14 protein-coding genes and 1 pseudogene are annotated in these 24,342 nt (G+C 60.5%); 10 read left to right on the top strand and 5 right to left on the bottom strand.

What is annotated here, in order from left to right; all coding sequences use genetic code 11:
• Positions 1–29: 29 nt before the first annotated feature.
• The 4 genes and pseudogenes from FHX06_RS07150 to FHX06_RS07135 all read left to right on the top strand — a co-directional run.
• A pseudogene (locus FHX06_RS07150) lies at positions 30–131 on the top strand (adenylate/guanylate cyclase domain-containing protein); the annotation flags it as partial.
• A gap of 69 nt (positions 132–200) precedes the next feature.
• The gene (locus FHX06_RS36175; RefSeq protein ID WP_112545990.1) at positions 201–770 is read left to right on the top strand and encodes a TetR/AcrR family transcriptional regulator; all 570 of its coding nucleotides are present in this window, start codon (positions 201–203) and stop codon (positions 768–770) included.
• A gap of 119 nt (positions 771–889) precedes the next feature.
• Entirely contained in the window at positions 890–2,110 is a 1,221-nt protein-coding gene (locus FHX06_RS07140; protein WP_183878720.1) for an efflux RND transporter periplasmic adaptor subunit, read from the top strand.
• Positions 2,111–2,116: 6 nt separating this feature from the next.
• A complete protein-coding gene (locus FHX06_RS07135) occupies positions 2,117–5,275 on the top strand; it encodes an efflux RND transporter permease subunit (protein WP_183878718.1) in 3,159 nt (1,052 codons plus the stop codon).
• 200 nt (positions 5,276–5,475) lie between these two features.
• Here FHX06_RS07135 and FHX06_RS07130 read toward each other — a convergent pair whose 3' ends face one another.
• Positions 5,476–7,074, bottom strand: coding sequence for an EAL domain-containing protein (locus FHX06_RS07130; RefSeq protein ID WP_183878716.1), 1,599 nt, complete (start codon positions 7,072–7,074; stop codon positions 5,476–5,478).
• Between the two features lie 292 nt (positions 7,075–7,366).
• On the opposite strand from FHX06_RS07130, the gene FHX06_RS07125 reads away from it, so the two are divergent.
• Positions 7,367–8,164, top strand: a complete 798-nt coding sequence (locus FHX06_RS07125) for a class I SAM-dependent methyltransferase (protein WP_183878714.1) — start codon at positions 7,367–7,369, stop codon at positions 8,162–8,164.
• 46 nt (positions 8,165–8,210) lie between these two features.
• On the opposite strand, the gene FHX06_RS07120 is transcribed toward FHX06_RS07125, so the two are convergent.
• The 4 genes from FHX06_RS07120 to FHX06_RS07105 form a co-directional block, all read right to left on the bottom strand.
• Positions 8,211–8,588, bottom strand: a complete 378-nt coding sequence (locus tag FHX06_RS07120) for a hypothetical protein (RefSeq protein ID WP_183879206.1) — start codon at positions 8,586–8,588, stop codon at positions 8,211–8,213.
• A gap of 406 nt (positions 8,589–8,994) precedes the next feature.
• Complete coding sequence (locus FHX06_RS07115; protein ID WP_183878712.1) at positions 8,995–12,351, bottom strand: SIR2 family protein; 3,357 nt, start codon at positions 12,349–12,351, stop codon at positions 8,995–8,997.
• Between the two features lie 216 nt (positions 12,352–12,567).
• Positions 12,568–13,605 (bottom strand): MBL fold metallo-hydrolase, encoded by a 1,038-nt coding sequence (locus FHX06_RS07110; RefSeq protein WP_183878710.1) that lies wholly within the window; start codon positions 13,603–13,605, stop codon positions 12,568–12,570.
• A gap of 288 nt (positions 13,606–13,893) precedes the next feature.
• Entirely contained in the window at positions 13,894–14,559 is a 666-nt protein-coding gene (locus FHX06_RS07105) for a peroxiredoxin (protein WP_112971999.1), read from the bottom strand.
• A gap of 259 nt (positions 14,560–14,818) precedes the next feature.
• On the opposite strand from FHX06_RS07105, the gene FHX06_RS07100 reads away from it, so the two are divergent.
• The 5 genes from FHX06_RS07100 to uvrB all read left to right on the top strand — a co-directional run bounded on the left by FHX06_RS07100 (position 14,819) and on the right by uvrB (position 24,316).
• Positions 14,819–16,537, top strand: coding sequence for a BTAD domain-containing putative transcriptional regulator (locus tag FHX06_RS07100; protein WP_183878708.1), 1,719 nt, complete (start codon positions 14,819–14,821; stop codon positions 16,535–16,537).
• Between the two features lie 410 nt (positions 16,538–16,947).
• Positions 16,948–17,133, top strand: a complete 186-nt coding sequence (locus tag FHX06_RS07095; protein WP_246715509.1) for a hypothetical protein — start codon at positions 16,948–16,950, stop codon at positions 17,131–17,133.
• A gap of 164 nt (positions 17,134–17,297) precedes the next feature.
• Positions 17,298–19,139, top strand: coding sequence for an adenylate/guanylate cyclase domain-containing protein (locus FHX06_RS07090; protein ID WP_246715508.1), 1,842 nt, complete (start codon positions 17,298–17,300; stop codon positions 19,137–19,139).
• 73 nt (positions 19,140–19,212) lie between these two features.
• Positions 19,213–21,003: a glycoside hydrolase family 15 protein gene (locus FHX06_RS07085; RefSeq protein WP_183879204.1), complete on the top strand. Its 1,791-nt coding sequence runs from the start codon at positions 19,213–19,215 to the stop codon at positions 21,001–21,003.
• Positions 21,004–21,355: 352 nt separating this feature from the next.
• Positions 21,356–24,316: an excinuclease ABC subunit UvrB gene (uvrB, locus tag FHX06_RS07080; protein ID WP_183878704.1), complete on the top strand. Its 2,961-nt coding sequence runs from the start codon at positions 21,356–21,358 to the stop codon at positions 24,314–24,316.
• Positions 24,317–24,342 lie beyond the last annotated feature (26 nt).

Genomic DNA, 24,342 nt, shown 5'->3' with positions numbered 1-24,342 from the left:
CCGGCCAGCCGCTCGACATTGGCGCCGACATACAGATCGGAGAATTCTCCAGCTTCCGCAGCAATTTCACCGCGATCGGCCGCGTGGTCAACCAGGCGGCAAAGGCGCAATCGCAGGCGCGGCCGGGCAAAAAAACAAAAGCGCTTGCATTTAAATCCGAACGTTCGTATTTTTATCCATGAAAACCGGGGCCCATATCTGTGACGCGAACGCGCAAGATCACCACTGACGATATTCTCGATGCTGCAGAGCGCGTGGTCGTGCGCGCTGGCGCGGCCGGGCTTTCGATCGATGCGGTCGCAAAGGAAGCCGGCGTCAGCAAGTCGCGCGTCGTCTATGACCACAAGACGAAGAGCGCGCTTCTGGAAGCGCTGGTCGATCGCCGTGTCGGGGCAGATGTCGCCCATATGCAGGAATGCGTTGACGCCGCGACGGATACCCCTCACCCGGAGCTTTACGGCCGCATTGCCGCTGCCGACAAGACGCTCGACGATACCGACCGCGCCGTGGCGATGGCGATCAGCGCCTCCATGTCGAGCGAGGAAAACCTGCAGCAGATCATCCGCAAATGGGTGGTGAGCGATCTGGCGGCCATGGCCGCCGGGCCGAAGCCGCGAGCAGCCCTGATGGCCTATCTGGCGCTGACCGGCTTCTATTGTACCGAACTTTTCGATTTCCACCGCTGGAGCGGTGGCGAGCGCCAGCAGCTGCTCGAGGATATCCGTAACGTCTACACAACGTTTCGCGAGCCTCCTGAAACGAAGAGCTGACCCTAGTTAAACTCCAAACCGGTTCCGGGAATGCCGTTGAGCGGTCTTTCCGATGGGAACTGCTTGGGAAAAATGACCTGAACAAGCCGCCCGGGGGCGGCCAAAAAGGGAAAAGACTGATGTTGCGCAAGACCAGACTGCCGCGCCTGAAGGCGATCATGGCAGCCACCGCCCTCCTCGCATTCACCGCTGGCGAGACGCTGGCGCAGGAGGGCATGCAGATGCCGCCGGCCGCCGTCGGCGTCGTCGAGCTGAAGGCCCATGCCGTGCCTGTGGTCAACGAGCTGCCAGGCCGCATTGCCGCCACCCGTGTTTCGGAAGTGCGCGCCCGCGTCTCCGGCATCCTGCAGGAGCGCGTCTTCGAGCAAGGCACATTGGTCAAGCAGGGCGACGTGCTCTACCGCATCGATCCGCGCATCTTCCGCGTGCGGGTTGCCTCTGCTGAAGCCACATTGCAGCGCGCCAAGGCCACGCAGCAGAATGCCCGCCTGCAGCTGCAGCGCCAGCAGAACCTCAAGGAGCGCAATATCGCGACCGGCATCGATTACGATACGGCCGCCGTCGCCGTCGCCCAGGCCGATGCAGATGTGGCAAGCGCCGAAGCCGGCCTCGACGAAGCCAAGATCAATCTCGATTACACCGAAGTCCGCGCGCCGATTTCAGGCATCATCGGCGGTGCGCTGGTGACTGAGGGCGCGCTCGTGACCGCCGACGGCACCTCCAATCTGGCGCTCATCCAGCAAGTCGACCCCGTCTATGCCGATTTCACCCAGTCGGCCCAGGATCTCCTGAACCTCAAGCGCGCGGTGGCCGACGGCAAGCTCGCGAGCACCGCTCCCGGCGAGGCCCGCGTCGAACTCGTCTTCGACGATGGCAGCCTCTATGCCGAGCCCGGGCGGCTGCTCTTTGCCAGCGCCAATGTCGACCCCAATACCGGACAGGTGACACTGCGCGCCGAATTCCCCAACAAGCATGGCGATCTCCTGCCCGGCATGTATGTGCGCGTGCGTATCGAACAGGCCGTGCGCCAGGATGCGCTGACCGTGCCGCAGCGGGCTGTCACGCGAAACGAGGCCGGCCAGGCGCAGGTCTATGTGCTCGCCGAAGGCAACAAGGCCGAGCTTCGGCCGGTCACGCTCGGCCAGGTTCTCGGCTCCGAATGGGTCGTCGAGACAGGCCTGAAGGCCGGCGAAACCGTGATTGCCGATGGCGTGCAGAAAGTGCAGCCCGGCGCGACTGTCGCGCCCGAACCCTGGAAGCCGGACGCCCCGGCGGACACTTCCGCCGCACCAGCGGATGCTTCCGCGAGTGCCCCTGCTCCGGCAAAGACGGCGGAGTAAGAGCTCATGGCACAATTCTTCATCCGCAGGCCGATCCTGGCCTGGGTTTTCGCATTGTTCATTTCGATTGCCGGCATCATCGCAATTCCCTTCCTGCCGGTCTCGCAATATCCGAAGGTCGCTCCGCCGCAGCTTTCGATCTCCACCTCCTATCCAGGTGCCTCACCGCAGGAAATCTATCAGGGCGTCACCCGCCAGATCGAAGATGAGCTGAACGGTGTCGAAGGCCTGATGTATTTCGAATCGACCTCGGACAATTCCGGCTCGGTCAGCATCAACGCCACCTTCCGTGCCGGCACCGATATCGACCAGGCCTCGGTCGACGTGCAGAACGCCATCCGCCGCGTCGAAGCCCGTCTGCCCGCGACCGTGCGTTCGCAGGGCATCAACGTGGAAGAGGCAAGCTCGGGCTTCCTGATGTTCATCGCGCTGACCTCGACGGACGGCACCCGCGATGAAGTGGCGCTCGGCGACTACATCACCCGCAACATCATCGGCGAGCTGCGCCGCATCGATGGCGTCGGCCGCGCCCAGCTCTTTGCCGCCCAGCGGGCGCTCCGCGTCTGGATCGATCCGGACAAGATGGTCGGCCTTAATCTCACGACCGACGACATCAACAACGCCATCACCGCCCAGAACGCCCAGGTCGCCGCCGGCCAGATCGGTGCCGCGCCGAACCCGGTCACCCAGGACCTGACGGCAACCGTTCTCGTGCAGGGCCAGCTGCAGACCCCGCAGCAATTCGGCGAGATCATCCTGCGCGCCAATCCCGATGGCTCCACCGTGCGCCTGAAGGATGTCGCCCGCGTCGAACAGGGTGCGGAATCCTACAATTTCACCAGCCGCCTGAACGGCCAGCCGAGTGCGGCGATCGCCATCCAGCTCTCGTCGACGGGCAATGCGGTTGCCGTCTCCAACGCCGTCAACGCGAAGATGAAGGAGCTCTCGCGCTTCTTCCCGTCGGGTATCGAATATTCCGTTCCCTACGATACCAGCCCCTTCGTCTCGGCTTCGATCGAGAAGGTCATCCACACGCTGATCGAGGCTGTTGCCCTCGTCTTCGTGGTCATGTTCATCTTCCTGCAGAATTTCCGCTACACGGTGATCCCGACGCTCGTCGTGCCGGTTGCGCTGCTCGGCACCTGCGCGGTCATGTATGCGACGGGATTTTCGATCAACGTGCTCACCATGTTCGCCATGGTCCTGGCGATCGGCATTCTCGTCGATGACGCGATCGTCGTCGTCGAAAATGTCGAGCGCATCATGGCCGAGGAAGGGCTCTCACCCAAGGCGGCCGCCCAGAAGGCGATGGGCCAGATCACCGGCGCCATCCTCGGCATCACGCTGGTTCTCTCCTGCGTCTTCATTCCCATGGCCTTCTTCCCCGGCTCGACCGGCATCATCTACCGCCAGTTCTCGCTGACCATGGTCGTCTCGATCCTGTTTTCGGCCTTCCTGGCGCTGTCGCTGACGCCGGCCCTTTGCGCCACCTTCCTGAAGCCGATCAAGCAGGGCCATCATGGCAAACGCGGCATCGGCGGCTGGTTCAACCGCAATTTCGAGCGCATCACCGCGGGCTACTCGACAACCGTCACCGGCATGGCGCGCCGCGCCGGGCGCATGATGATCGTCTATCTCGCCCTCGTCGTCGGCCTCGGCTATCTCTTCATCAACCTGCCGACCGCCTTCGTGCCGGATGAAGACCAGGGCTTCATGATCGTCGATATCCAGGGCCCGCCGGAAGCGAGCGCCAACCGCACGATCGAATCCATCAAGCAGGTGGAAAAGATCTTCCGCACCGAATCCGCCGTCGAAAATATCGTCGCGATCCAGGGCTTCTCCTTCTCGGGCAACGGCGCCAATGCAGCACTTGCCTTCGTGACGCTGAAGGACTGGGCGGACCGCGGCCCCGGCAATACCGTGCAGGAAATCGCCAACCGCGTGAACGGCCAGCTCTTCGCCCTGAAGGACGCCACCACATTCGCGCTCTCGCCGCCGCCGATCGAAGGCTTCGGCGCCACCGGCGGCTTCTCCTTCCGCCTGCAGGACCGCGGCGGCAAGGGCCAGACCGCACTTGTCGAGGCGGCCGGCCAGCTGATGCAGATGGCGGGCAAGAGCCCTGTCCTGACGGGCATGCGCGTCGAAGGCATGCCGGACGCAGCCCAGGTGCTGATGGTGATCGACCGCGAAAAGGCCAACACCTTCGGCATCTCCTTCGCCGATATCAACAACGCCATCACCGCCAATCTCGGCTCGTCCTATATCAACGACTATCCGAATACCGGCCGCATGCAGCGCGTCATCGTCCAGGCGGATGACCGCGCCCGCCTGCAGATCGACGACGTGATGAAGATCAACGTGCGCAATGCGAGCGGCGGCATGGTGCCGCTCTCCTCCTTCGCCATTGCCCAATGGCAGAAGGGCGCGCCGCAGATCGTCGGTTATAACGGCTATCCGACCGTGCGTATCTCCGGCGCCCCGGCACCCGGCCAGTCCTCGGGTGCGGCGATCGCCGAAATGGAGCGTCTGGCCTCGCAACTGCCGGAAGGTTTCGGCTTCGAATGGTCCGGCCAGTCGGCGGAAGAAATCACCTCCGGCAGCCAGGCGCCGATCCTCTTCAGCCTGTCGATCCTCTTCGTCTTCCTGCTTCTGGCAGGTCTCTACGAAAGCTGGTCGATCCCGCTTTCGGTCATGCTGGTCGTGCCCCTCGGCGTTATCGGCGCGGTCGCGGCGGTGATGCTGCGCGATATGCCCAACGACATCTACTTCAAGGTGGGCCTCATTGCGATCATCGGCCTATCCGCCAAGAACGCCATCCTGATCGTCGAATTCGCCAAGGATTATTACGCCGAAGGCAAATCCCTGCTGGATTCGGCGATAGAAGCCGCCCGCGTCCGCTTCCGCCCGATCATCATGACCTCACTCGCCTTCACCCTCGGCGTCGTGCCGCTGGCGATCGCGACCGGCCCGAGCGCGGCGAGCCAGAACGCCATCGGCACCGGCGTGCTGGGCGGCATGATATCAGCCACGGTGCTCGCCATCTTCTTCGTCCCGGCCTTCTTCGTCTTCGTCCTGAAGCTGATGAGGACGAAGCGACCGGTCACCGAGCAGGAAACGCCCGCACCACAGGAAACCCCGCCAAACGCCCCGACCGTCCACCCCTGACCGCAGCGGCCGGTGCGTCATGCCTCCCGGGCTCCCTTGAGGGCCCGGGAGGCAATTTCGAAGCCCGATCTATAGCAATGCGCCACATGGGGCCGAACGCGAACGCCCCAATCTCCCACGAATAGCAGGTCGGAGGGCTGTGCGCGGCGTGAGGTGATCGCCTGCCCGATAGCGGTTGTTGCAAATTTCGAATGTCCGGATCAAATCGACTTGACGAGCCGAATGATCGCCGGCGCCGGTCCGAATTTGGCGATCGAGGTCTTGCGAAAATCCAGGAAGTCCTGCGCCGCAAGCGCCTTGGAGAAAAGCCAGCCCTGGCCGAACGAGACGCCGTGCTCGCGCAGATAGGCGGCCTGCTCTTCCGTTTCGACACCTTCCGCAACGGCGAACAGTCCAAGCTCCTGTGCCATCTCGATAATATGCAGGGTTACGGAACTCGTCGCTGTGCCCCGCCCAATCATGTCGATGAAGGATTTGTCGATCTTCAGCGCATCCACAGGCAGACCCTGGAGATATTGCAGGCTGGAATAGCCCGTCCCGAAATCGTCGATGGCAACTGAGTGGCCGGCTTTTCGTGCCCTCTCCAGATTCGTCCGGGCGGCTTCGACGTCCATGAAGCCCCTCTCTGTCGCCTCCAGCCAGATCTGCTCGTTGTGAATATCCGTGTTCTGAAGCTTTTCGGCGATCATGTCGATGAAGCGGCCCGATTTGATATCGGCCGCGCAGAGATTGATTGCGATGTGCAGCCCCCTGTCGCTGGCGAGAACCGCCGACATATCCTTTACCACCGCCTCGACCACCTGATCGGTGATCGGCATAATCAGCCCCGTTTCCTCCGCAAGCGGGATGAAGAGATCGGGGCGGACTATGCTGCCATCCCGTTGCCGCCATCGCACCAGCGCCTCGGCGCCCACACAGACACCCGTCGCCAGCTCGATGATAGGCTGATAATGCACGATGAACTGCCGTCTATGGATCGCAAACTCCAGTTCGGCCCGCGGCGACAGCTTTCCCCTGGAAAACACCACGACCACAGCCACGATGAACGCGGCGATGAAAAGGCCGACTGGAAGAAACAAGGTCAGCTCCCGGCGAAGCTGGCCGTAGACCATGCTTGTCTGCTCCGAAGTCACAGCGACGACACCACCGCCGGATACGGACGCAAACATCCTCTCTCCGTCGATGCCCGTGACCTTGTTGTCGATATGCTGGCGGGCGAACGAAATATCCGGATCGTTGCTTCCATCGATCAGCAGCCCGCTGTTGTTGAAAAGCGCAAGCGATATGCCGCGGCCAAGCTCGACATCGACAAACCTTGAAGGCGTCACAAGGACATTGTGATTGCCCAGGTGCAGCGCCGTCATATGTTTGCCTCGGCTTACAATAGGCAGAATGCGAAGAGATACCTCCACGCCGTCAGCGGTGGTGTAATCCACACGCGGTTTCGCGATATCGGCTTCCGTGACGCCCCATGACGTGCACCTAAGCTTGCCATCTTCGAAATAACCGATCTCCTCCACAGACACCGTATTTATGGTCAGCACACGCATGAGCGCGATATGCTGCGGCGAGCAGGGAGTGACATTTGCGGCATCCACTTCGGCAAGTGCGGCGCGCGCATCGGAAAAGGTGAAACTTGCCCGCTCGACAGCGTCTTCGGCCTGTCGCTGAAGGCCCGACAGTTCCTTGCCGATGGCAATCTGCCATGAGGCATAGGCCATGACCGCCAGCGGCGCGACCGCCCCGACGACAGCAAGTACTATGCCCAGCGTGATGACACGATACCGTCTGGCTTGCATGAGTCACCTATAATTCAACTATAAGAACATAATCAACAAGCATTAATCAAGAGGCAAACCAGCGGTCGGCATTGCGTGAAAGCATCGCCAAGGGGTTTGTTCTCAGCTGCCGCAGGAACCGCCATGAAAACCGGCGGCGTGAAGGCCGTCAGAGGCCAAGTCATGGGGCGATGGCAGGAGCCCAGAGCGTGTGTCCACCGCGCAACCGAGCAAACCCCGGCCCTCCGATAGACGCCGCATCCACCCCGCCCTATATCCGCCCCGCAAAAGCACCATTGCCGGGAGCGCCCCCATGCCATCCACCTTCATCGCCAAGGGCGCTGACGCCTATGAAGCCAGCATGGGCCGCTGGAGCCGCAAGCTTGCAGACCCCTTCCTCGCCTTCGCCGGCGTGCCCTCGCACGGCCGCGTCCTCGACGCCGGCTGCGGCACCGGCAGCCTGACGCTGGCGCTCGCAACCCATCCAGGACTGACCGCCATCGAAGCCCTGGATTTCGAGCAAAACTTCGTCACGGCCCTCAGCGCCCGCACGGATGACCCGAGGATATCGGCCCGCCAGGGCGACGTCTGCGCTCTGCCCTATGACGACAAGAGCTTCGACGCCGCCTATTCCCTGCTCGTCCTGCATTTCGTCTCCGACGCCGACAAGGCCATCGCCGAAATGCGCCGCGTCCTGACACCGGGCGCCACCGCCGCAGCTGCCGTCTGGTCCCATGACGGCATGCCGAGCTGGCGTCTCTTCTGGAACACGATCCGCGCCGTCGAACCCGAAGCCGAAGGCAACGGCATCCCCTCCGGCCCGAGGCCGATGACGGCGGAGGGTGAGTTGCGGGCGCTCTTTGCGAATGCCGGTTTTGCCGATGTCACCGAGGCAAGGCTGACGATCATGATGAACTATGCCGATTTCGAGGATTTCTACCTGCCGAAGGTCTATGGGCAGGGACGGTTTTCAGCCTTTTTCGAGGCATTGCCGGAGGCGAGACGGGGCCGGCTGCGGGAGGCGCTGAAGGCTGCCTATCTGGATGGGAGAAGCGAGGATGGGCCGCGCGGGTTCGAGAGTGTGGCCTGGGCGGTGCGAGGCAGCGCGTAAGAAGAGCTTAGCGCCGCCTGCCCGTTGGTGACTGAACCCGGTTCCGTCAGAACTTCATGTTCCGCAGCTCAGGAAAATCGTAGTAACGCAGCCGTTTGTCGTGGCAGCGGTAGTCGTTCTTTGAGAGGCCCAGGATCACGTTCTGTTTCAAGGAAAGGCCGATATAGGACCAGTCCGGATAGGCACGTTCCGCCGTCCGCGTGCAATAGGCGTAGATCTGCTTTTCAGGATCGAGCAGCACCACGCTCGAAATCTCGGCCTTCACGAAATTTCCCGGTTTGATGGTTCCGCGCAGGGCGTCCACATACTCGCGTTTAACCGAGCTGGGCGGAGGACGCTGTGAATCCAAAACGGATTGTGGTGCCGGAGTCTGGCAGCCGGCCAATGTGATCGCGGCGGCACAGAGAAGTACAGTCGTCCTAATTCAGTTCAATCTCCAGAGAGACAAAGCATAGGGCGCATAATATTTTCTACAAGTTTTACGAGAATAATATCTGGAGCATTCGATGCAATGACAAAAGCCCTCGGTGAGATTGTCGGCCTCTTCTCAGTCGACGAATGCCTGAATTTCTTCAGAGCAGCCGGATATGAGGCAGAATAAGTGCGACACGCTTTAGCTACGCAATGTGAACAATCGTCTCCCAGTTCCGCCCTTGAAAGAGAGCATAAGTGGACGATTGAAATATGGAAGACTGCCGCCGGACCGGAATGGGAGCATTAACCCGGCGCGAAGACACGACTGCCTTGCTAAAAACACCCCAGAATCAATTAGATCTAAGTGATCATAATCATGAGCAACTTAGAAATCAGCTCATGACTTTTGCCAGTTTCTATTTCGACCTAACCTTTCGCCGGGTACGTGCTGGACGTGGAGACATTCTATAATCTTGAGGGACTAAAAGCTTGTTTTCCAACTCACTTATGATCTCAATCACAGATTTCGGAAACGGCACATTTTCGACCCCTTTCAATCTGGAGTAAAGGTCACCATCATCTATTAAATCAGGAATATGGTATGCAAGGATGAAATAGCCCGGTTCTCTTGAAAAGTTGGTGGAGGCGATCTTCGTTGGATCTATTTGTTCTAGAATTTTTTTCCTTCCATCGGCATCTACCTTGGGCGACCAATTAGCACGATCGATCTTTGCCAATCTACTCAAAGCAAATGAAGCTACTTCATTCTCTGTTCCGTCGGCGATGAGGATTTCCGCCAAACGGTCCAACGTCTTAATGTTGCACGGCCTATCATTTTCATCATGGGAGTGTGCGAGCCCGAAAACCCATATGGCTGGCTCCCATACTCTCGGAGAGGCTGAAAATATGTGTTGTTCGACCATATTTAGCGTCTCATCGTCCATATCAAAGTTATACAAGTGGCCCCAATACACCCCAGCTAAAGCTAGAAGCCCCCTCTCGATCTCGCTGTCGTTGTTGCTGTTGAGCTGAGAGTGAATCAACGCCATCCCGTCATTCGATCGCCAAAATCCCCCTGCTTTAGAGAGTGCCAGTGCCACAGCTTTCGTATTGCGCAACCAGATTTCTGTCGGCCACTCCGCCGGATTTATTTCGAAGATCACATTAATGAATTCGTCGGAGTATATACCCTTGAGAAGACTATCCCAGTTCGCATTACTCCGACATCCCTTAGCAAACACCGCCAAAATATACAGTGCATCGGTCAATGTTTGAGGGGATGCCTCAGCCTCTTCTGCAAGACATTGCAGTAGTAGCGACACCGGTGAAGGCAATCGCATGCTCGACCAATCGCGCTTCCCCTCAAAATCAACGCCATGTTTGAGGTCATCGGCAAGCGCCTTTGCCTTATTTAGAAGCTCTATCATAACGGGCTCGGCCTGCCTGCGGGCAAGCACTGTCGCCATCGGTATTACCTCTTTCCATTCCTCAAGCTCTAGACACGACGCTAAAGGGGTTAAAAGATTGTCACCAATACTATATTCCCGGTAGTTTCCATTTACGGCAGCCTCAGCTGCCAGATACTCCTGGAACGTCAGGTGCCTAAATTGATAAAACGGTACAGGTCGACTACCCTCAAGTTGGTAGCCGGCCTCCATCAGCAAACTCGAACGAAGTTCAACCCGACGTAAAAAATCTACGGGCGAATCTTTCGCATACATCTTTATCCGTGGAACCTTTTCTCGGGCTTCCTCGAGAAGTGATATCAGTTCCGATTGTGTAGCCGTTTGTTTCCCACGCCTCATTAACTCGTATGCTACGTATGAAAGCTGAGGTAATGCTTCTTTAATATTTAGAGCCTCGTGCCCTTTAATGTTCCATGTGTCCAACAGAACTTCCACTGCTCGGCTGTACAAGCTCACTCGGTCTGGAGGAAGTCGACCGGCGCCATGCTTCACAACCAACAGCATGGTCAAAAGAAGTGGATTTTCCGCCAGTCTTCGCAAAGCAGGATTCTGTAGAAGACGCTCTGAGACCTCTGCAGCATCATCCGCAGCTTCGACGCTCTCTCCGGCCATCAGCTTATGCCAATGGACGCAGAGAGATGAGATTGTTACGTCATCTAGCGGCGCAAGACGCCATCTATCGCAGAATCTTGCCACAGTCGGCGCGACGAGGCCAAAACCTGCTTCTCTACTTGTTACAACGAGCCGAATTTTTTTGAAGTCGTCTAGAAATTTCTCAAGATTTTCCGCGAATGTTGCTCTATCTGCGTCGCTGTGGATCTCGTCCAAACCATCAACCAGCAGAACTACTTTTCCAGCCTTCAATAATGGAAGCAGGGCTTCATAAAAGTTGTCTAATCCTGACTGGCCAGTGATATTCGATATGTTCTTCAGGATAAACGGAATCGGGCGGGCGATATGCTCCCGCCATTCTCGACATCTGATTAAAACGGGATAAATGTCGAGGTCCGGTAGAAAATCATTTGAGTTTGTTCGTCTATTTTCATCTGCATAGGCTACAGCCAGGCGCTTCAATAGAAGTGTTTTCCCTCCACCAGGTAGAGCAAGGAGAGCGATACGCTGTTGATTGGTGAATATCTCGCCGAACCCTAGTTGTTTATTGTTCTCCTCCATCCATTTTCGGAGTTTTACATCTCTCTTCTTATCTGATAAAGGAAATTCCGGCGGAATAGGAGTAACACTTAACGGTACAAACAGTTTCTCAAGGTCGAACTTCCGTTGCGCCGTATCAATATCTGTGCGAATTCCCTCAATCGTCATTTGTCCGCAATCGCGAAGCAAGAAAGATCGATACTCGCGCAAAGCTTTATCGTCGCGCACCTGATTTTCAGTCGAAGGCGGTTGAGATTTACTTATGTATTCAAGGACTTCAGGCGAAGGTAGTAACGATTTCAAGTATGTCGGAAGATCACTATATTCTTTGCCATAGCTTATGGGTTCAACAAACCCTTGCCAGTTGGCATCAGCGTGCCTTGTAGATAGCTCGCTCTCGCGCACCAGAGCATAGTGCAACGGTGAGGACCCTCTTATTTCCGCACGCATCCAGGAAATTAGCGCAGAAAAATTCGGATCCGAAAAAGTATCTCCACAACCCAGAAACAATATCCTTCCGAAGGTACTTAAATTCCTCTGAATAAATTGCCGAACGTCACTCAGACTGGCAGTGTGATAGTCGCGAATTCCAAGTATGCAACTCTGAGGGTCGCTCCACACACCGTGAAGGTGCAATATCCCTGATGTTTCACGACGAACCCACTCTGTAACCTTCTTGGTTTCGGAGAAATTTATTGTTGGAAGACCAGTAACCTCCTCCAGAAGTGTATCATAATTTAAAGTAGCGATAGGAATTTCTAGCTGAGCTATACTCGAAATTGCGTCAGATAACCCTTTATTTAAAACATCAGCCGCGCCGAAGCTCTCTTCAAGCCAACGAGCGTACATGCTTCCTGTGGGGGCGCCCAGTTTTCTTCCCACAAACTCTGCTGCACTTAGCAAATCATCAATGTCGCTTGAATCTAGATGGGTCTTCCAAGCGCCGTATTGGGCATCCGTAACGCATGCCCGCGTTTTGCAGTATTCCAATCCATTTTGAATTAATCCGCTCCAAGAAAATACATTGGCCGAATTCGCGCTAAGCGCTCGACTTACGCCCGTACCCACAACGATTACTAATTTTTTGTTAGATATCGCATTTTGAATATCGGAGAAATACTTCGGCCTAGTGTCTTTCTTTGTCTGCGCAACCAATTTCCCGAATCCTTTGCAATGCTTTCAGCATGCAACATGTCATCAATTCGTCTTAAAATTGCAACACGCATAAATCGTTTTTAGTCAAAATCGCAACAACGTTTCTGGTTCGCAATTGCCCCGACATTCGCGCGTGACGCCAGGCAGATATTTCAAGTCAACCAGCTTCCTGTTCAACAATCGCAAGCCTGTCGCCTGATTTCGTCAGATCCTTCCTCACTCCCCCACCACACCCCCAGCCTTCTTCCAGGCATCAATCCCACCCTCAATATGACACGCGCTCCCCATCCCCGCATCCTGCGCCGCCTGCACAGCCATCGCCGACCTCTCCCCGAACGCACAGTAAAACACCACCCTCTTGCCCGTCGCCACCGCCAGCTCATGCAGCATCCCACCCTCTGACAGGTTCTCCTGCAGATCCGCATAGGGCGCATGCAGCGCGCCCGGGATCACCCCATGCCGCTCCCGTTCGCTCCGCTCGCGCAAATCAACGAGGACAACATCGCTGCGCCCCCTCAGCCCCAGCGCATCCCGCGCACTCACCGCCCAGCCTTTCCTTGCGATCTCCTCCTGATGCAGCCCGATGCGGATGTTGGCGGGCACGGCGACGTCCATCATCTTGGGGTTGGGCAGGTGCAGGTTGTTCATCAGCTCGACATATTCGTCGATCGATTTCACCTGCAGGCGCGGGTTGAAGCGTTTTTCCTCGCCGATGGTGGAGACCGTGTCGCCCTTGTAGTCGTGGGCGGGGAAGAGCAGCGTTTCCTCCGGCAGGCGGAGCAGCTTGTTGAAGATCGAGTCATATTGGGCGCGCGGGTCGCCGTTCTGGAAATCGGTGCGGCCGGTGCCGCGGATGAGCAGCGTGTCGCCGGTGAAGATGCGGTCGCCCATCAGGTAGGAATAGGAATCGTCAGTATGGCCGGGCGTATAGAGCACGTCGAGGCTCATGCCCTCGATCGTCACCCGGTCGCCTTCGGCAACGCGCATGGCGACGACATCGGCCTTGGTCTGCTCGCCCATCACGGTGATGCAATGGGTCTGGTCGCGCAGCGCGCCGAGGCCGGTAATGTGGTCGGCATGGAGGTGTGTGTCGACCGCCTTGACCAGCTTCAGGTCCAGCTCGCGCACGAGCTGCATGTAGCGATCCACCTTTTCCAGGACGGGATCGATGATCAGCGCCTCGCCGCCGCGCCTGGAGGCGATGAGATAGGTATAGGTGCCGGAAACACTGTCGAAAAGCTGTCGGAAAATCATGGTCGTCTCCGTGATGTGCTCATCTCGATCTAGCCAAGCGAACGGATACCGGCTCCAGGGCGCCGTGCATCCGTTCGGACGCACAAGGGACGCTCTGTCTTTTCAATCTACGCATCAGGCTTTCCGAAAATCGAATCCGAATTTCGGGCCGACGCCGTGGCCGATGATACGCTCGCATGGAAAAAAGCGGAATATGGGACGAGGACGGATGCACACTCCCGCCCTCGCCTCTTCGGATGACCTTCCCTAAGGGCAAGCTATTCATTCCCTTACGGGAGGCAGTACCTTTCAGGTCAGGATCGGCTGCGGCACGATGCGGATATAGGGCTTCGGCTCCTTCCAGCCCTGCGGATAGAGCTGCTTCGCCTCGTCATTGGAAACGGAACCGGCAATGATCACCTCGTCGCCCGGCTTCCAGTTCACGGGCGTCGCCAGGCGATGCTTGGCAGTGAGCTGCAGGCTGTCGATCACCCGCAGGATCTCGTCGAAATTGCGCCCCGTCGTCATCGGGTAGGAGATGACGAGCTTGATCTTCTTGTCCGGCCCGATGACATAGACATTGCGCACCGTCTGGTTGTCGGCAGCCGTGCGTCCCTCGGATGTCTCGCCGGAAGCGGCCGGCAGCATGTCGTAGAGCTTCGAGACGGCGAGCGTGGGATCGCCGATCATCGGGAAGTTCGGCGCCATCCCCTGCGTCTCGGCAATATCCATCGCCCAGCCGGAATGCCTGTCGACCGGATCGACCGAGAGGCCGATGATCTTCACGCCGCGCTTGTCGAATTCCGGCTTCAGCCGCGCCATATAGCCGAGCTCCGTGGTGCAGACGGGTGTAAAATCCTTCGGGTGGGAAAACAGGATGCCCCAGTCCTTGCCCAGCCATTCGTGGAAGCTGATCATGCCGTCGGTGGTCTCGGCGGTGAAATCGGGGGCGATGTCGTTGATGCGCAGTGACATGGTCTTGGTCCTCTTGGTTTGCCGGCACCTTGGCCGGGGTCGCGAAATCTGGGCTGATCCTCTTTGCGCTGCTCTGGGTGTGTTGCCATCGCTAGCGCCGGATGTACGATGGCGACATTACGCTTGCGCCCGTTCCTCCAGCGTTCCCCGAGCCAGCTTTCGCTGCGGCGGGCGGGAACGCCGGCACGGGCTTTTTTTCGACATGGCATTTTCGAGACATTCCGGGCCGCGATCGGGCCTCATCTGACAGGGGCATAATGTGAAAATTTCTCTGGAACTGCTCGGCCGCTTTGCGGTTCGCGTCGATGGTGCCGAAATCCCGGCCGCCGCCTGGAAGCGAGACCGCGCCGCCGCCATCATCAAGCTGCTGGCGCTCTCGCCCGAGCATCGCATCCACCGCGAACAGGCGATGGAGGCCTTCTGGCCTGATCTCGATGCGGACGCCGCCGGCGCCAACCTGCGCAAGGCGCTGCATTTCGCCCGCAAGGCGCTGGATGCGCCTGATGCGATCGGCATAACGAAGGAAATCGTGGCCTTCCTGCCCGACGTGGAAATCGACACCGATGTCATCAGGTTCGAGAGCGCTGCAAAGGCCGCGCTGCGCAGCAGGGATGCGGCCGAATGCGAGGCCGCGGCCGATCTCTATGGCGGCGCGCTGCTGCCGGACGACCGCTTCCTCGAATGGCTGGACGCACCCCGCCAGCGCCTGCAGCAGCTCTATGTGGAGACGCTGCGCGCTGGCAAGCTGTGGCGCCGGCTGATCGCGCTCGACCCGACCGACGAGGAGGCGCAATGCGCCCTCATGCAGGCAGCCCTCGATGCCGGCAACCGCACGGAGGCGATCCGCCAGTTCGACCAGCTGCGCGAAAAGCTGCACGCCGAGCTCGGCGTCGGCCCCAGCCGCCCGGCAATCGAGCTTTACGAGAGGGCGCTGGCTCTATCGGGCGCGCAGCCGGCAGCCCCGGTGGAGCGCATCCGCGCTGCCCTTGCCTGGGCCCTCGTCCATCTGCAGAGCGGCGAATTCGCAAAGGCTGCCGATCTCGCCCACCAGACCCGCGCCGACGCGCTGGATGCCGGCCTCGGCCGCGAAGTCGGCGAAGCCGGCGCCATCCTCGGGCTCACGGCCCATATGCAGGGCCAGTGGCGAGAGCTTTTCCGCAGCGAATTCACCGAATGGGTAAGGAAACGCAGCGCCTTCGTGCCCGCCGTCTTCGATGGCCATCTCTGCCTCGCGGAATTCTGCCTGTGTGACGCCCGCGGCCACGGCCTCATCCATGAGAGCGCCGAGGAGCTGCTCGGTGTCGCCGACGAGGCGAAATCCGTGGCCGGCCGCGGCCTCGCCTGCCTCATCCTCGGCGAGATCGCCCGCTGCGCCGGCAATCTCGATGAGGCCGAACGCCTGCTTGTTGAGGCCGAGCGCCTGCATGTGGAAGCCAATGCCATATCAGGCCGGGTGCTGGTGCTGGAACGGCTGGCCGAGATCGCGCTTGCCCGCGGCCAGAAATGGCGCGCCGCCCGCTTCATCCAGAAGGCATTTGCCGATGCGCAGGCCTCCTGGCTGTCAGGTCACCTGCTCTTGCGCCTGCAGGCGCTCGCCGTGCGCTCCGCCACCAGCAAGGAAAAGGTCGCCGAAGCCATCCTCACCGGCGACCGGCTGCTGACCCCCGGCGCCTGCCAGCCCTGCTCCATGGGCCTGCGCACGGCGTCCGCGATCGCGCTCGCCCAGGCCGGCAATCTCGACCAGGTCGACCGCCGCCTGAACGAAGCCGAGCGCATTGCCGGCATGTGGCAGGGCGGCCCCTGGGCGGCTGCTCTCTGGGAGGCCCGCGGCGTCCAGCGCCAGGCCCAGGCCAACAGAATCCGCGCCGTCGCCGCCTTCGCCGAGGCCGCCGCCCGCTATGAGGAACTCGGCCGGCCACTCGATCAGGCGAGATGCCTCGCCCAGATGGATGAGGCGCAGATGGCTGTGGCGGTCTGACAAGTCAAAAAGCCTGCCAAGTCTGCGTTTTAACTGTGCAAAAATTAAACAAATACCCGGCGGAAAGCTCCGCCGGGTATTTATTAAGCAACAGCTGAAATAATTTCGCCGCGATTTAAAAAGTGAAATTGCGGTTCCATTATTCAGGCCTACAATGTTCCACGCTGGATGCTGCAAACCCAGTGGAGAAGGGTTGCCCAACCTGTTGAACCGGGCGGCCCTTCTCCTTCCTTTACCGCAAGCGCGGATCTGTTGCTATTACATGCGTAACATCGTGAACAGGCATTGAAGAAATCCCCAGGGCGGACGGGGCTGCACGAGGACGTGATCTACTTTTTGTTGAAGAACACAATCTGCGCCCTAGAACGTTCGGGGGGACGTTTGAGGGAATGTCGATGATAAGAGAGAAAATGTCGGCGAGTCAGACGCCGATGCAGGAAGAAGATGTCGCTCTTTGCCAGAGCGTCTATGACCATATCTGTGCGGCACGGCATATCGCCACGGACGGCGAGCGCGAGGAACTGGCGATCCAGATCCTGCATTTCTATCAGCATGGCGTGAAGGACCAGGGCAGCCTGGAGCGGCTGTTGCTGTAGGCGGAAGACGGCGCATTGCGCAGGGTATTTGCCTTTAGCAGCCCTACCCGACGGCCGCTCCTGCGTCATGTTCCGCCCCAGCCCCGATCTTTGCAGCGAAGCAGACTGGCTTTCGCGCCTATGCTACACTCCCGCTCGAGAGCATGCTCATCGAGGGGACCGGCATGGAACGCAAGCTCGCAGCCATACTCGCCGCCGATGTCGCCGGCTATTCGGCGCTGATGGAGCAGGATGAGGCCGGTACGTTCCAGCGGCTGAGGGCAGATCACAAGGAGCTGCTGGAGCCGGAAATCCGCCAACATAATGGCCGCATCTTCAAGCTGATGGGCGATGGATTGTTGGCCGAATTCGGCAGCGTCGTCGATGCGGTGGAATGCGCCGCCGCCCTGCAGCGCGGCATGATCAGGCGCAATGCCGGCGCTTCCGAAAACACGCAGCTGGAAATTCGGATTGGCATCAATCTCGGCGAGGTCATCGTCGAGGGCGAGGATCGTTATGGCGAAGGCGTCAACATCGCCGCCCGCCTGCAGGCCCTTGCCGAGCCCGGCGGCATCTGTGTGTCGGGCAAGGTTTCGAGTGAGGTTTCCGGCAAGCTTGCCTTTATCTTCGAGCCGATGGGCGAGCAGCGGGTCAAGAACATTGCCGAGCCGATCGCCTGCTACCGCGTGAAGTTCGATCAGGGAATGTCTTCCCGCGCCGGGCCGCGAGTGCTGAAAAGGATCTCGATCGCCGTCCTGCCCTTCAGCAACATGAGCGGCGACCCGGAGCAGGAATATTTCTCCGACGGCATCACTGAAGACATCATCACCGACCTCGCGAAAATCTCCGGCCTGCATGTCATCGCCCGCAACACGAGCTTCACCTACAAGGGCCGGGCCGTGAAGATCGAGCAGGTAGCCCGCGAACTCGGCGTCGGCTTCCTGCTGGAAGGCAGCGTGCGCAAGGCCGGCGCCCGCGTGCGCATCACCGGGCAGCTCGTCGACGGCCGGGATGGCAGCCACCTCTGGGCGGAGCGCTACGACCGCGAACTGACCGACATCTTCGCCATACAGGACGAGATCGCCCACGCCATCATCGAGCAGCTGAAGGTCAGGCTGCTGCCGGATGAGAAAGCGGCGATCGACGCCACGCCGACGGAGGATGTCAAGGCCTACACCTATTACCTTCGGGGCCGGCAATTCCTGCACATGTGCTCGAGATCCTACATGCTGCTGGCGCGGCGCATGTTCTCGAAGGCGGCCGAGATCGACCCTGATTATGCGCGCGCCTATGCCGGCATCGCGCTCTGCGATTCCGTTCTCCACTCCTGGCAATATGCCGATATCTCGATCGAGGGCATCCTCGCGACGAGCGCCAGGGCGCTGGAACTCGATCCCGATCTCGCCGACGCCCATGCCTCGCGCGGCCTCGCCCTGCAATATGGCGGCCAGCGCGATGAAGCCGCCGCCGAATTCGAGCTGGCGCTCACGCTCGATCCGGATCTGCATGAGGCAAACTATTTCTTCGCGCGCTTCTTCTTCGAAAATGGCGATTTCGAACGAGCCGCCACCCTGTTCGAACGCGCCACGCAGCTGCGGTTCGACGACTACCGCTCCGCCGCGCTCCTGGCCTGCATCTATCTCAAGCTTGGCCGCCGCGCCGACATGCAGCGGGCCGGCCGGCTGGGCCTGGAGCGGGCCGAACGCGAACTCAGCCAGCATCCCGAGAATTCGAGCCCTGCCCAGCTTGGAGCATTGATGCTCGCCTATCTCGGCGAATGCGACCGCGCCAGGGAATGGGCGGCCCGCACGCTCGCCATAGACCCCGATGATCTCAACGCCATGTACAATATCGCCTGCGCCTATCTGAACATGGGCGATCAGGAAGCGGCGCTCGATCTCCTGGAAAAGGTCCTCCCGATCGCCTCCGTGCACCGCCACTGGTGGACGAGCGATCCGGACCTCGACACGATCCGCGACCACCCCCGGTATCGGAGGCTGGTGGAGATGACGGCAGCAGGCACCTGACGCGCCGTTCCCGCGGTTGACCTCCGCGTACAAGCCCTACCTAAACCCCGGCTGACATGCTGAGGAGGTTATGGTGACGGCACTTATCGAGGATTACGCGCTTATCGGCGATTGCGAGACCGCAGCACTCGTCTCCAGAAACGGCTCGATAGACTGGCTGTGTTTTCCGCGCTTCGACTCTCCCGCCTGTTTCGCGGCTCTGCTCGGCACGGAGGAGAATGGCTTCTGGTCGCTCTCGCCTTCGGGCGGCAAATACGCCACCACACGCCGCTACCGCGAAGACACGCTCATTCTCGAAACCGAATTCCAGACCGAGACCGGCACCGCTGTCGTCACCGACTTCATGCCGTTGCGCGATGGCACCAGCGACCTGATGCGCATCGTCGAGGGCAAGAGCGGCACCGTCGCCTTCGACATGGAGCTCAATCTCCGCTTCGATTACGGCCGCACCGTTCCCTGGGTCACGCATGGCGAGGATGGCGGCATCACCGCTATTGCCGGCCCGGACAGGCTGACGCTGAATTGCGCCGTGCCGCTGGAAGGCCGCGGGCTGAGCACGGTTGGCTCTTTTGAGGTCGCGACCGGCGAACAGCAGATCTTCACGCTGACCTGGTCCCCCTCGCACCTGCCGCAGCCGACCCAGCGGCAGGTGGAATATGCGCTGCCGGATACGGAGGAATTCTGGTTATCCTTTGCCGCGAAATGCCCCAAGGTGGGCAAGTGGACAGAGCAGGTGAAGCGCTCGCTGATCACGCTGAAGGCGCTCACCTACATGCCGACGGGTGGCATTGTCGCCGCGGCCACGACCTCCCTGCCGGAAAAGATCGGTGGCCCGCGCAACTGGGATTACCGCTATTGCTGGCTGCGCGACGCGACGCTGACCCTGCTCGCCCTGATGAAGCTCGGTTACTACGAGGAGGCGAGCGCCTGGCGCAGCTGGCTGCTGCGTGCCGTTGCCGGTGCTCCGGCTCAGATGCAGATCATGTATGGTGTCGCCGGCGAGCGCAACCTGCTGGAATGGCAGGTGCCCTGGCTGCAGGGTTACGAAGGCTCCGCGCCGGTGCGCATCGGCAATGCCGCCGCCGAGCAGGTGCAGCTCGATGTCTATGGCGAGGTGGCAGATGCCTTGCTGCAGGCCCGCAAGGGCGGCCTGCCGCCGCATCACCGCGGCCGCGAACTGGCCATCGCCATCCTGCCCTTCCTGGAAAAGGTCTGGGTGCAGCCTGACGAGGGCATATGGGAAGTGCGCGGCGAGCGCCAGCATTTCACCTATTCCAAGGTCATGGCCTGGGTGGCCTTCGACCGCGCCGTCCAGATCGCCGAGGCGGACGGCGAGCCAGAAGAAGCCGCCCGCTGGCGCGCGATTGCCGACCGGATCCACGCCGAGGTCTGCGAAAAGGCCTTCAACGCCGAACTCGGCTGCTTCACCCAGGCCTACGGCTCGAGCGCGATGGATGCGAGCCTGCTGCATCTCGGCATGGTCGGCTTCATCGCGCCGGACGATCCGCGCTATGTGGCGACCGTCGAGGCGGTGGAGCGCAAGCTGCTGCGCGACGGCCTGCTCCTGCGCTACGAAACGCAGGAAGTGGACGACGGCCTTCCACCCGGCGAAGGCGCCTTCCTCGCCTGCAGCTTCTGGCTCGTCGACGCCTACTACATGATCGGGCGGCAGGAGGATGCGCTGCAGCTGTTCGAGCGGCTGCTGGCGATTTGCAACGATGTCGGGCTGCTGGCGGAGGAATATGATCCGGGGTCAAAGCGCATGCTCGGGAATTTTCCGCAGGCGTTCAGCCATATCGGGCTGATCAACAGTGCGCTGAACCTGGCGCGGGCCGAGGGGCCGGCGGATCAGCGCTCGGCGTGATGGGTGGGTGGCGGCATCACCCGGAGCCCCCTCATCCGCCCTTCGGGCACCTTCTCCCCAATGGGTAGAAGGCGGGAACACGCGGCACCGCTTGCAACAAGAGACGCTTGAAGTTGCACCGGGCATTGCGGCAGACACCCCTTCTCCCCAGCGGGGAGAAGGTGCCCGCAGGGCGGATGAGGGGGCCGCAGGGCGGATGAGGGGGCCGCAGACGCAAACCTTGCCCATCTCTTTGACTCGATAGCGGCCGAAGCCGCCACCCCACTATTCCAAAATCCCGAACGATTCATTCGTTTCCCTTTTGTACTCTCAACCCCTTCCATTTCCGCATGACAACAGCCATATTCCGCGCATGGCAAAATCTCCGAAGAAATCCCCCGCCTCGAATGGTTTCGAGGAAGCTCCCCAATCGTCCTTTGAAGGCGCCCCGCTCAGCGGCAGTGTCGCCGATTGGGTGAAGCAGCTCGAAGCCGATGCCGAGCAGGCAGGCGTCGAAAGCCAGCGCGAAATCGCCTCCAAGGCGGGCAAGCACCGCAAGAAGGTGGAGAACGAGGCGCGCAAGCATACGGAGGCCGTCAGCGTCAACAAGAAGGCCACCGTCAGCAAGACGGCGCGCGGCGTTTCCATCGGCGGGTCGAGCGACCCGAAGACGCGTGCGGCGGCGGGCCTGAACCCGGTGGCCGGTCTCGATATCTCGCTTGAAGATGCCGGCAGTCTTGCCAATGGCGGCGTCACCGCGACCGTCGAGGCGCTCTCCAAGCTGATCGAGAGCGGCAACCCGCTGCACAAGAACGGCAAGATCTGGACGCCGCACCGCCCTGCCCGGCCGGATAAATCCGAAGGCGGCATCTCGATCCGCATGGCCTCGGAATACAGCCCCGCCGGCGACCAGCCGACGGCGATCCGCGATCTCGTGGGCGGGCTGGAGACCGGCGAGCGCAGCCAGGTCCTGCTCGGCGTCACCGGCTCGGGCAAGACCTTCACCATGGCCAAGGTGATCGAGGAAACGCAGCGCCCGGCCCTCATCCTGGCGCCGAACAAGACGCTGGCCGCCCAGCTCTATTCCGAGTTCAAGAATTTCTTCCCCGACAATGCGGTGGAATATTTCGTTTCCTACTACGATTATTACCAGCCGGAAGCCTATGTGCCGCGCTCCGACACCTATATCGAGAAGGAAAGCTCCATCAACGAGCAGATCGACCGCATGCGCCACTCGGCGACGCGCTCCCTGCTCGAACGCGACGATTGCATCATCGTCGCCTCCGTCTCCTGCATCTACGGTATCGGCTCGGTCGAAACCTACACGGCCATGACCTTCCAGATGAATGTCGGCGACAGGCTGGACCAGCGCCAGCTGCTGGCCGATCTTGTGGCCCAGCAATACAAGCGCCGCGACATGGATTTCCAGCGCGGCTCCTTCCGCAGGCGCGGCGACACGATCGAAATCTTCCCGGCCCACCTGGAAGACGCGGCCTGGCGCATCAGCATGTTCGGCGACGAGATCGACGCCATCACCGAGTTCGACCCGCTGACCGGCCAGAAGACCGGCGACCTGAAATCGGTAAAAATCTACGCCAATTCGCACTATGTGACGCCGCGCCCCACGCTGAATGCCGCGATCAAATCCATCAAGGAAGAGCTGAAGGGCCGCCTCGTGGAGCTGGAAAAGGCCGGCCGCCTGCTGGAGGCGCAGCGCCTGGAGCAGCGCACCCGCTACGATATCGAGATGCTGGAAGCCACCGGCTCCTGCCAGGGCATCGAGAACTATTCGCGCTACCTCACCGGCCGCGACCCCGGCGACCCGCCGCCGACGCTGTTCGAATATGTGCCAGACAATGCCATCGTCTTCATCGACGAAAGCCATGTCACCATTCCGCAGATCGGCGGCATGTACCGGGGCGACTTCCGGCGCAAGGCGACGCTGGCCGAATATGGCTTCCGCCTGCCCTCCTGCATGGACAACCGCCCGCTGCGCTTCGAGGAATGGGATGCCATGCGCCCGGATACGGTCGCCGTGTCGGCAACCCCCGGCGGCTGGGAAATGGAACAGGCCGGCGGCGTCTTCGCCGAACAGGTCATCCGCCCCACCGGCCTCATCGATCCGCCCGTCGAGGTGCGCTCCGCCCGCAGCCAGGTGGACGACGTGCTCGGCGAAATCCGCGAGACGGCCGCCAAGGGCTATCGCACCCTCTGCACCGTGCTGACCAAGCGCATGGCCGAGGACCTGACCGAATATCTGCATGAGCAGGGCGTGCGCGTGCGCTACATGCACTCCGACATCGACACGCTGGAGCGTATCGAGATCATCCGCGATCTTCGTCTGGGTGCTTTCGACGTGCTCGTCGGCATCAATCTCTTGCGCGAGGGCCTGGATATTCCCGAATGCGGCTTCGTCGCCATTCTCGATGCCGACAAGGAAGGCTTCCTGCGCTCCGAGACCTCGCTGATCCAGACCATTGGTCGTGCAGCGCGTAACGTCGACGGCAAGGTCATCCTCTACGCCGACAACATTACCGGCTCCATGCAGCGCGCCATGGACGAGACGGCCCGGCGCCGCGAAAAGCAGGTGGCCTATAACGAAGAGCACGGCATCACGCCCGAAAGCGTCAAGGCCAAGATCTCCGACATCCTCGACTCGGTCTACGAGCGCGACCACGTGCGCGCCGATATTTCCGGCGCCTCCGGCAAGGGCTTTGCCGATGGCGGCAACCTCGTCGGTAACAACCTGCAGGCCCATCTCAACGCGCTGGAAAAGTCTATGCGCGACGCCGCCGCCGACCTCGACTTCGAAAAGGCCGCCCGCCTGCGCGACGAAATCAAACGCCTCAAGGCGGTGGAACTGGCGGCCATGGACGACCCGCTCGCCCGCGAGGAAGCCAAGGCCATGGAAGGCATCAGGCGAAACGCAAAGGCGACCAGCGAGTCCCTTCCCCCCACCGGGGGGAAGGTGCCCGGCAGGGCGGATGAGGGGGCCACACCCACCTCACCCTCCTACTTCGCAAAACCCGAACTGGACGAAATGGGCGGCCGCAACGCCCGCCCGGTCCCCGCCGACAAGACCCTCTTCCGCCGCAACACGCTGGATGAGATGACCGTCGGCCGCACGGAAAAGCCGGTGACCGGGCATGTGCCGGAAAAGCCGGATGCCGCCAAGAGCACGAACCGGTTTTCGCCGCTGCTGGAGGGGCAGCCGGAGCGAGACGACGTGCGGCCGTTGGTGCGTGGGAAGACGGGTGTCGGGAGTTATGAGGATCCGGGCGAGCAGAGGCGCAAGGGGCGCACGAAGAATAAGACCGGGCGGCCGGGGCGGTGAAAATTGAATTAATACTTAAGCCATCC

The sequence above is a fragment of the Rhizobium sp. BK512 genome, assembly GCF_014194915.1.
In the GTDB taxonomy this organism is placed as follows: Bacteria; Pseudomonadota; Alphaproteobacteria; order Rhizobiales; family Rhizobiaceae; genus Rhizobium.
Note: the sequence above shows the minus strand (reverse complement) of the source record. Positions and strands in the feature narration are given on the sequence as shown.

Excerpts from the sequence above, each read along its gene's own strand:
- FHX06_RS07135 (WP_183878718.1), top strand. The coding sequence starts at position 2,117 with ATGGCACAATTCTTCATCCGCAGGCCGATCCTGGCCTGGGTTTTCGCA.
- FHX06_RS07090 (WP_246715508.1), top strand. The coding sequence starts at position 17,298 with ATGGAACGCAAGCTCGCAGCCATACTCGCCGCCGATGTCGCCGGCTAT.
- uvrB (WP_183878704.1), top strand. The coding sequence starts at position 21,356 with ATGGCAAAATCTCCGAAGAAATCCCCCGCCTCGAATGGTTTCGAGGAA.
- FHX06_RS07095 (WP_246715509.1), top strand. The coding sequence starts at position 16,948 with ATGTCGGCGAGTCAGACGCCGATGCAGGAAGAAGATGTCGCTCTTTGC.
- FHX06_RS07125 (WP_183878714.1), top strand. The coding sequence starts at position 7,367 with ATGCCATCCACCTTCATCGCCAAGGGCGCTGACGCCTATGAAGCCAGC.
- FHX06_RS07105 (WP_112971999.1), bottom strand. The coding sequence starts at position 14,559 with ATGTCACTGCGCATCAACGACATCGCCCCCGATTTCACCGCCGAGACC.
- FHX06_RS07140 (WP_183878720.1), top strand. The coding sequence starts at position 890 with ATGTTGCGCAAGACCAGACTGCCGCGCCTGAAGGCGATCATGGCAGCC.
- FHX06_RS07110 (WP_183878710.1), bottom strand. The coding sequence starts at position 13,605 with ATGATTTTCCGACAGCTTTTCGACAGTGTTTCCGGCACCTATACCTAT.
- FHX06_RS07130 (WP_183878716.1), bottom strand. The coding sequence starts at position 7,074 with ATGCAAGCCAGACGGTATCGTGTCATCACGCTGGGCATAGTACTTGCT.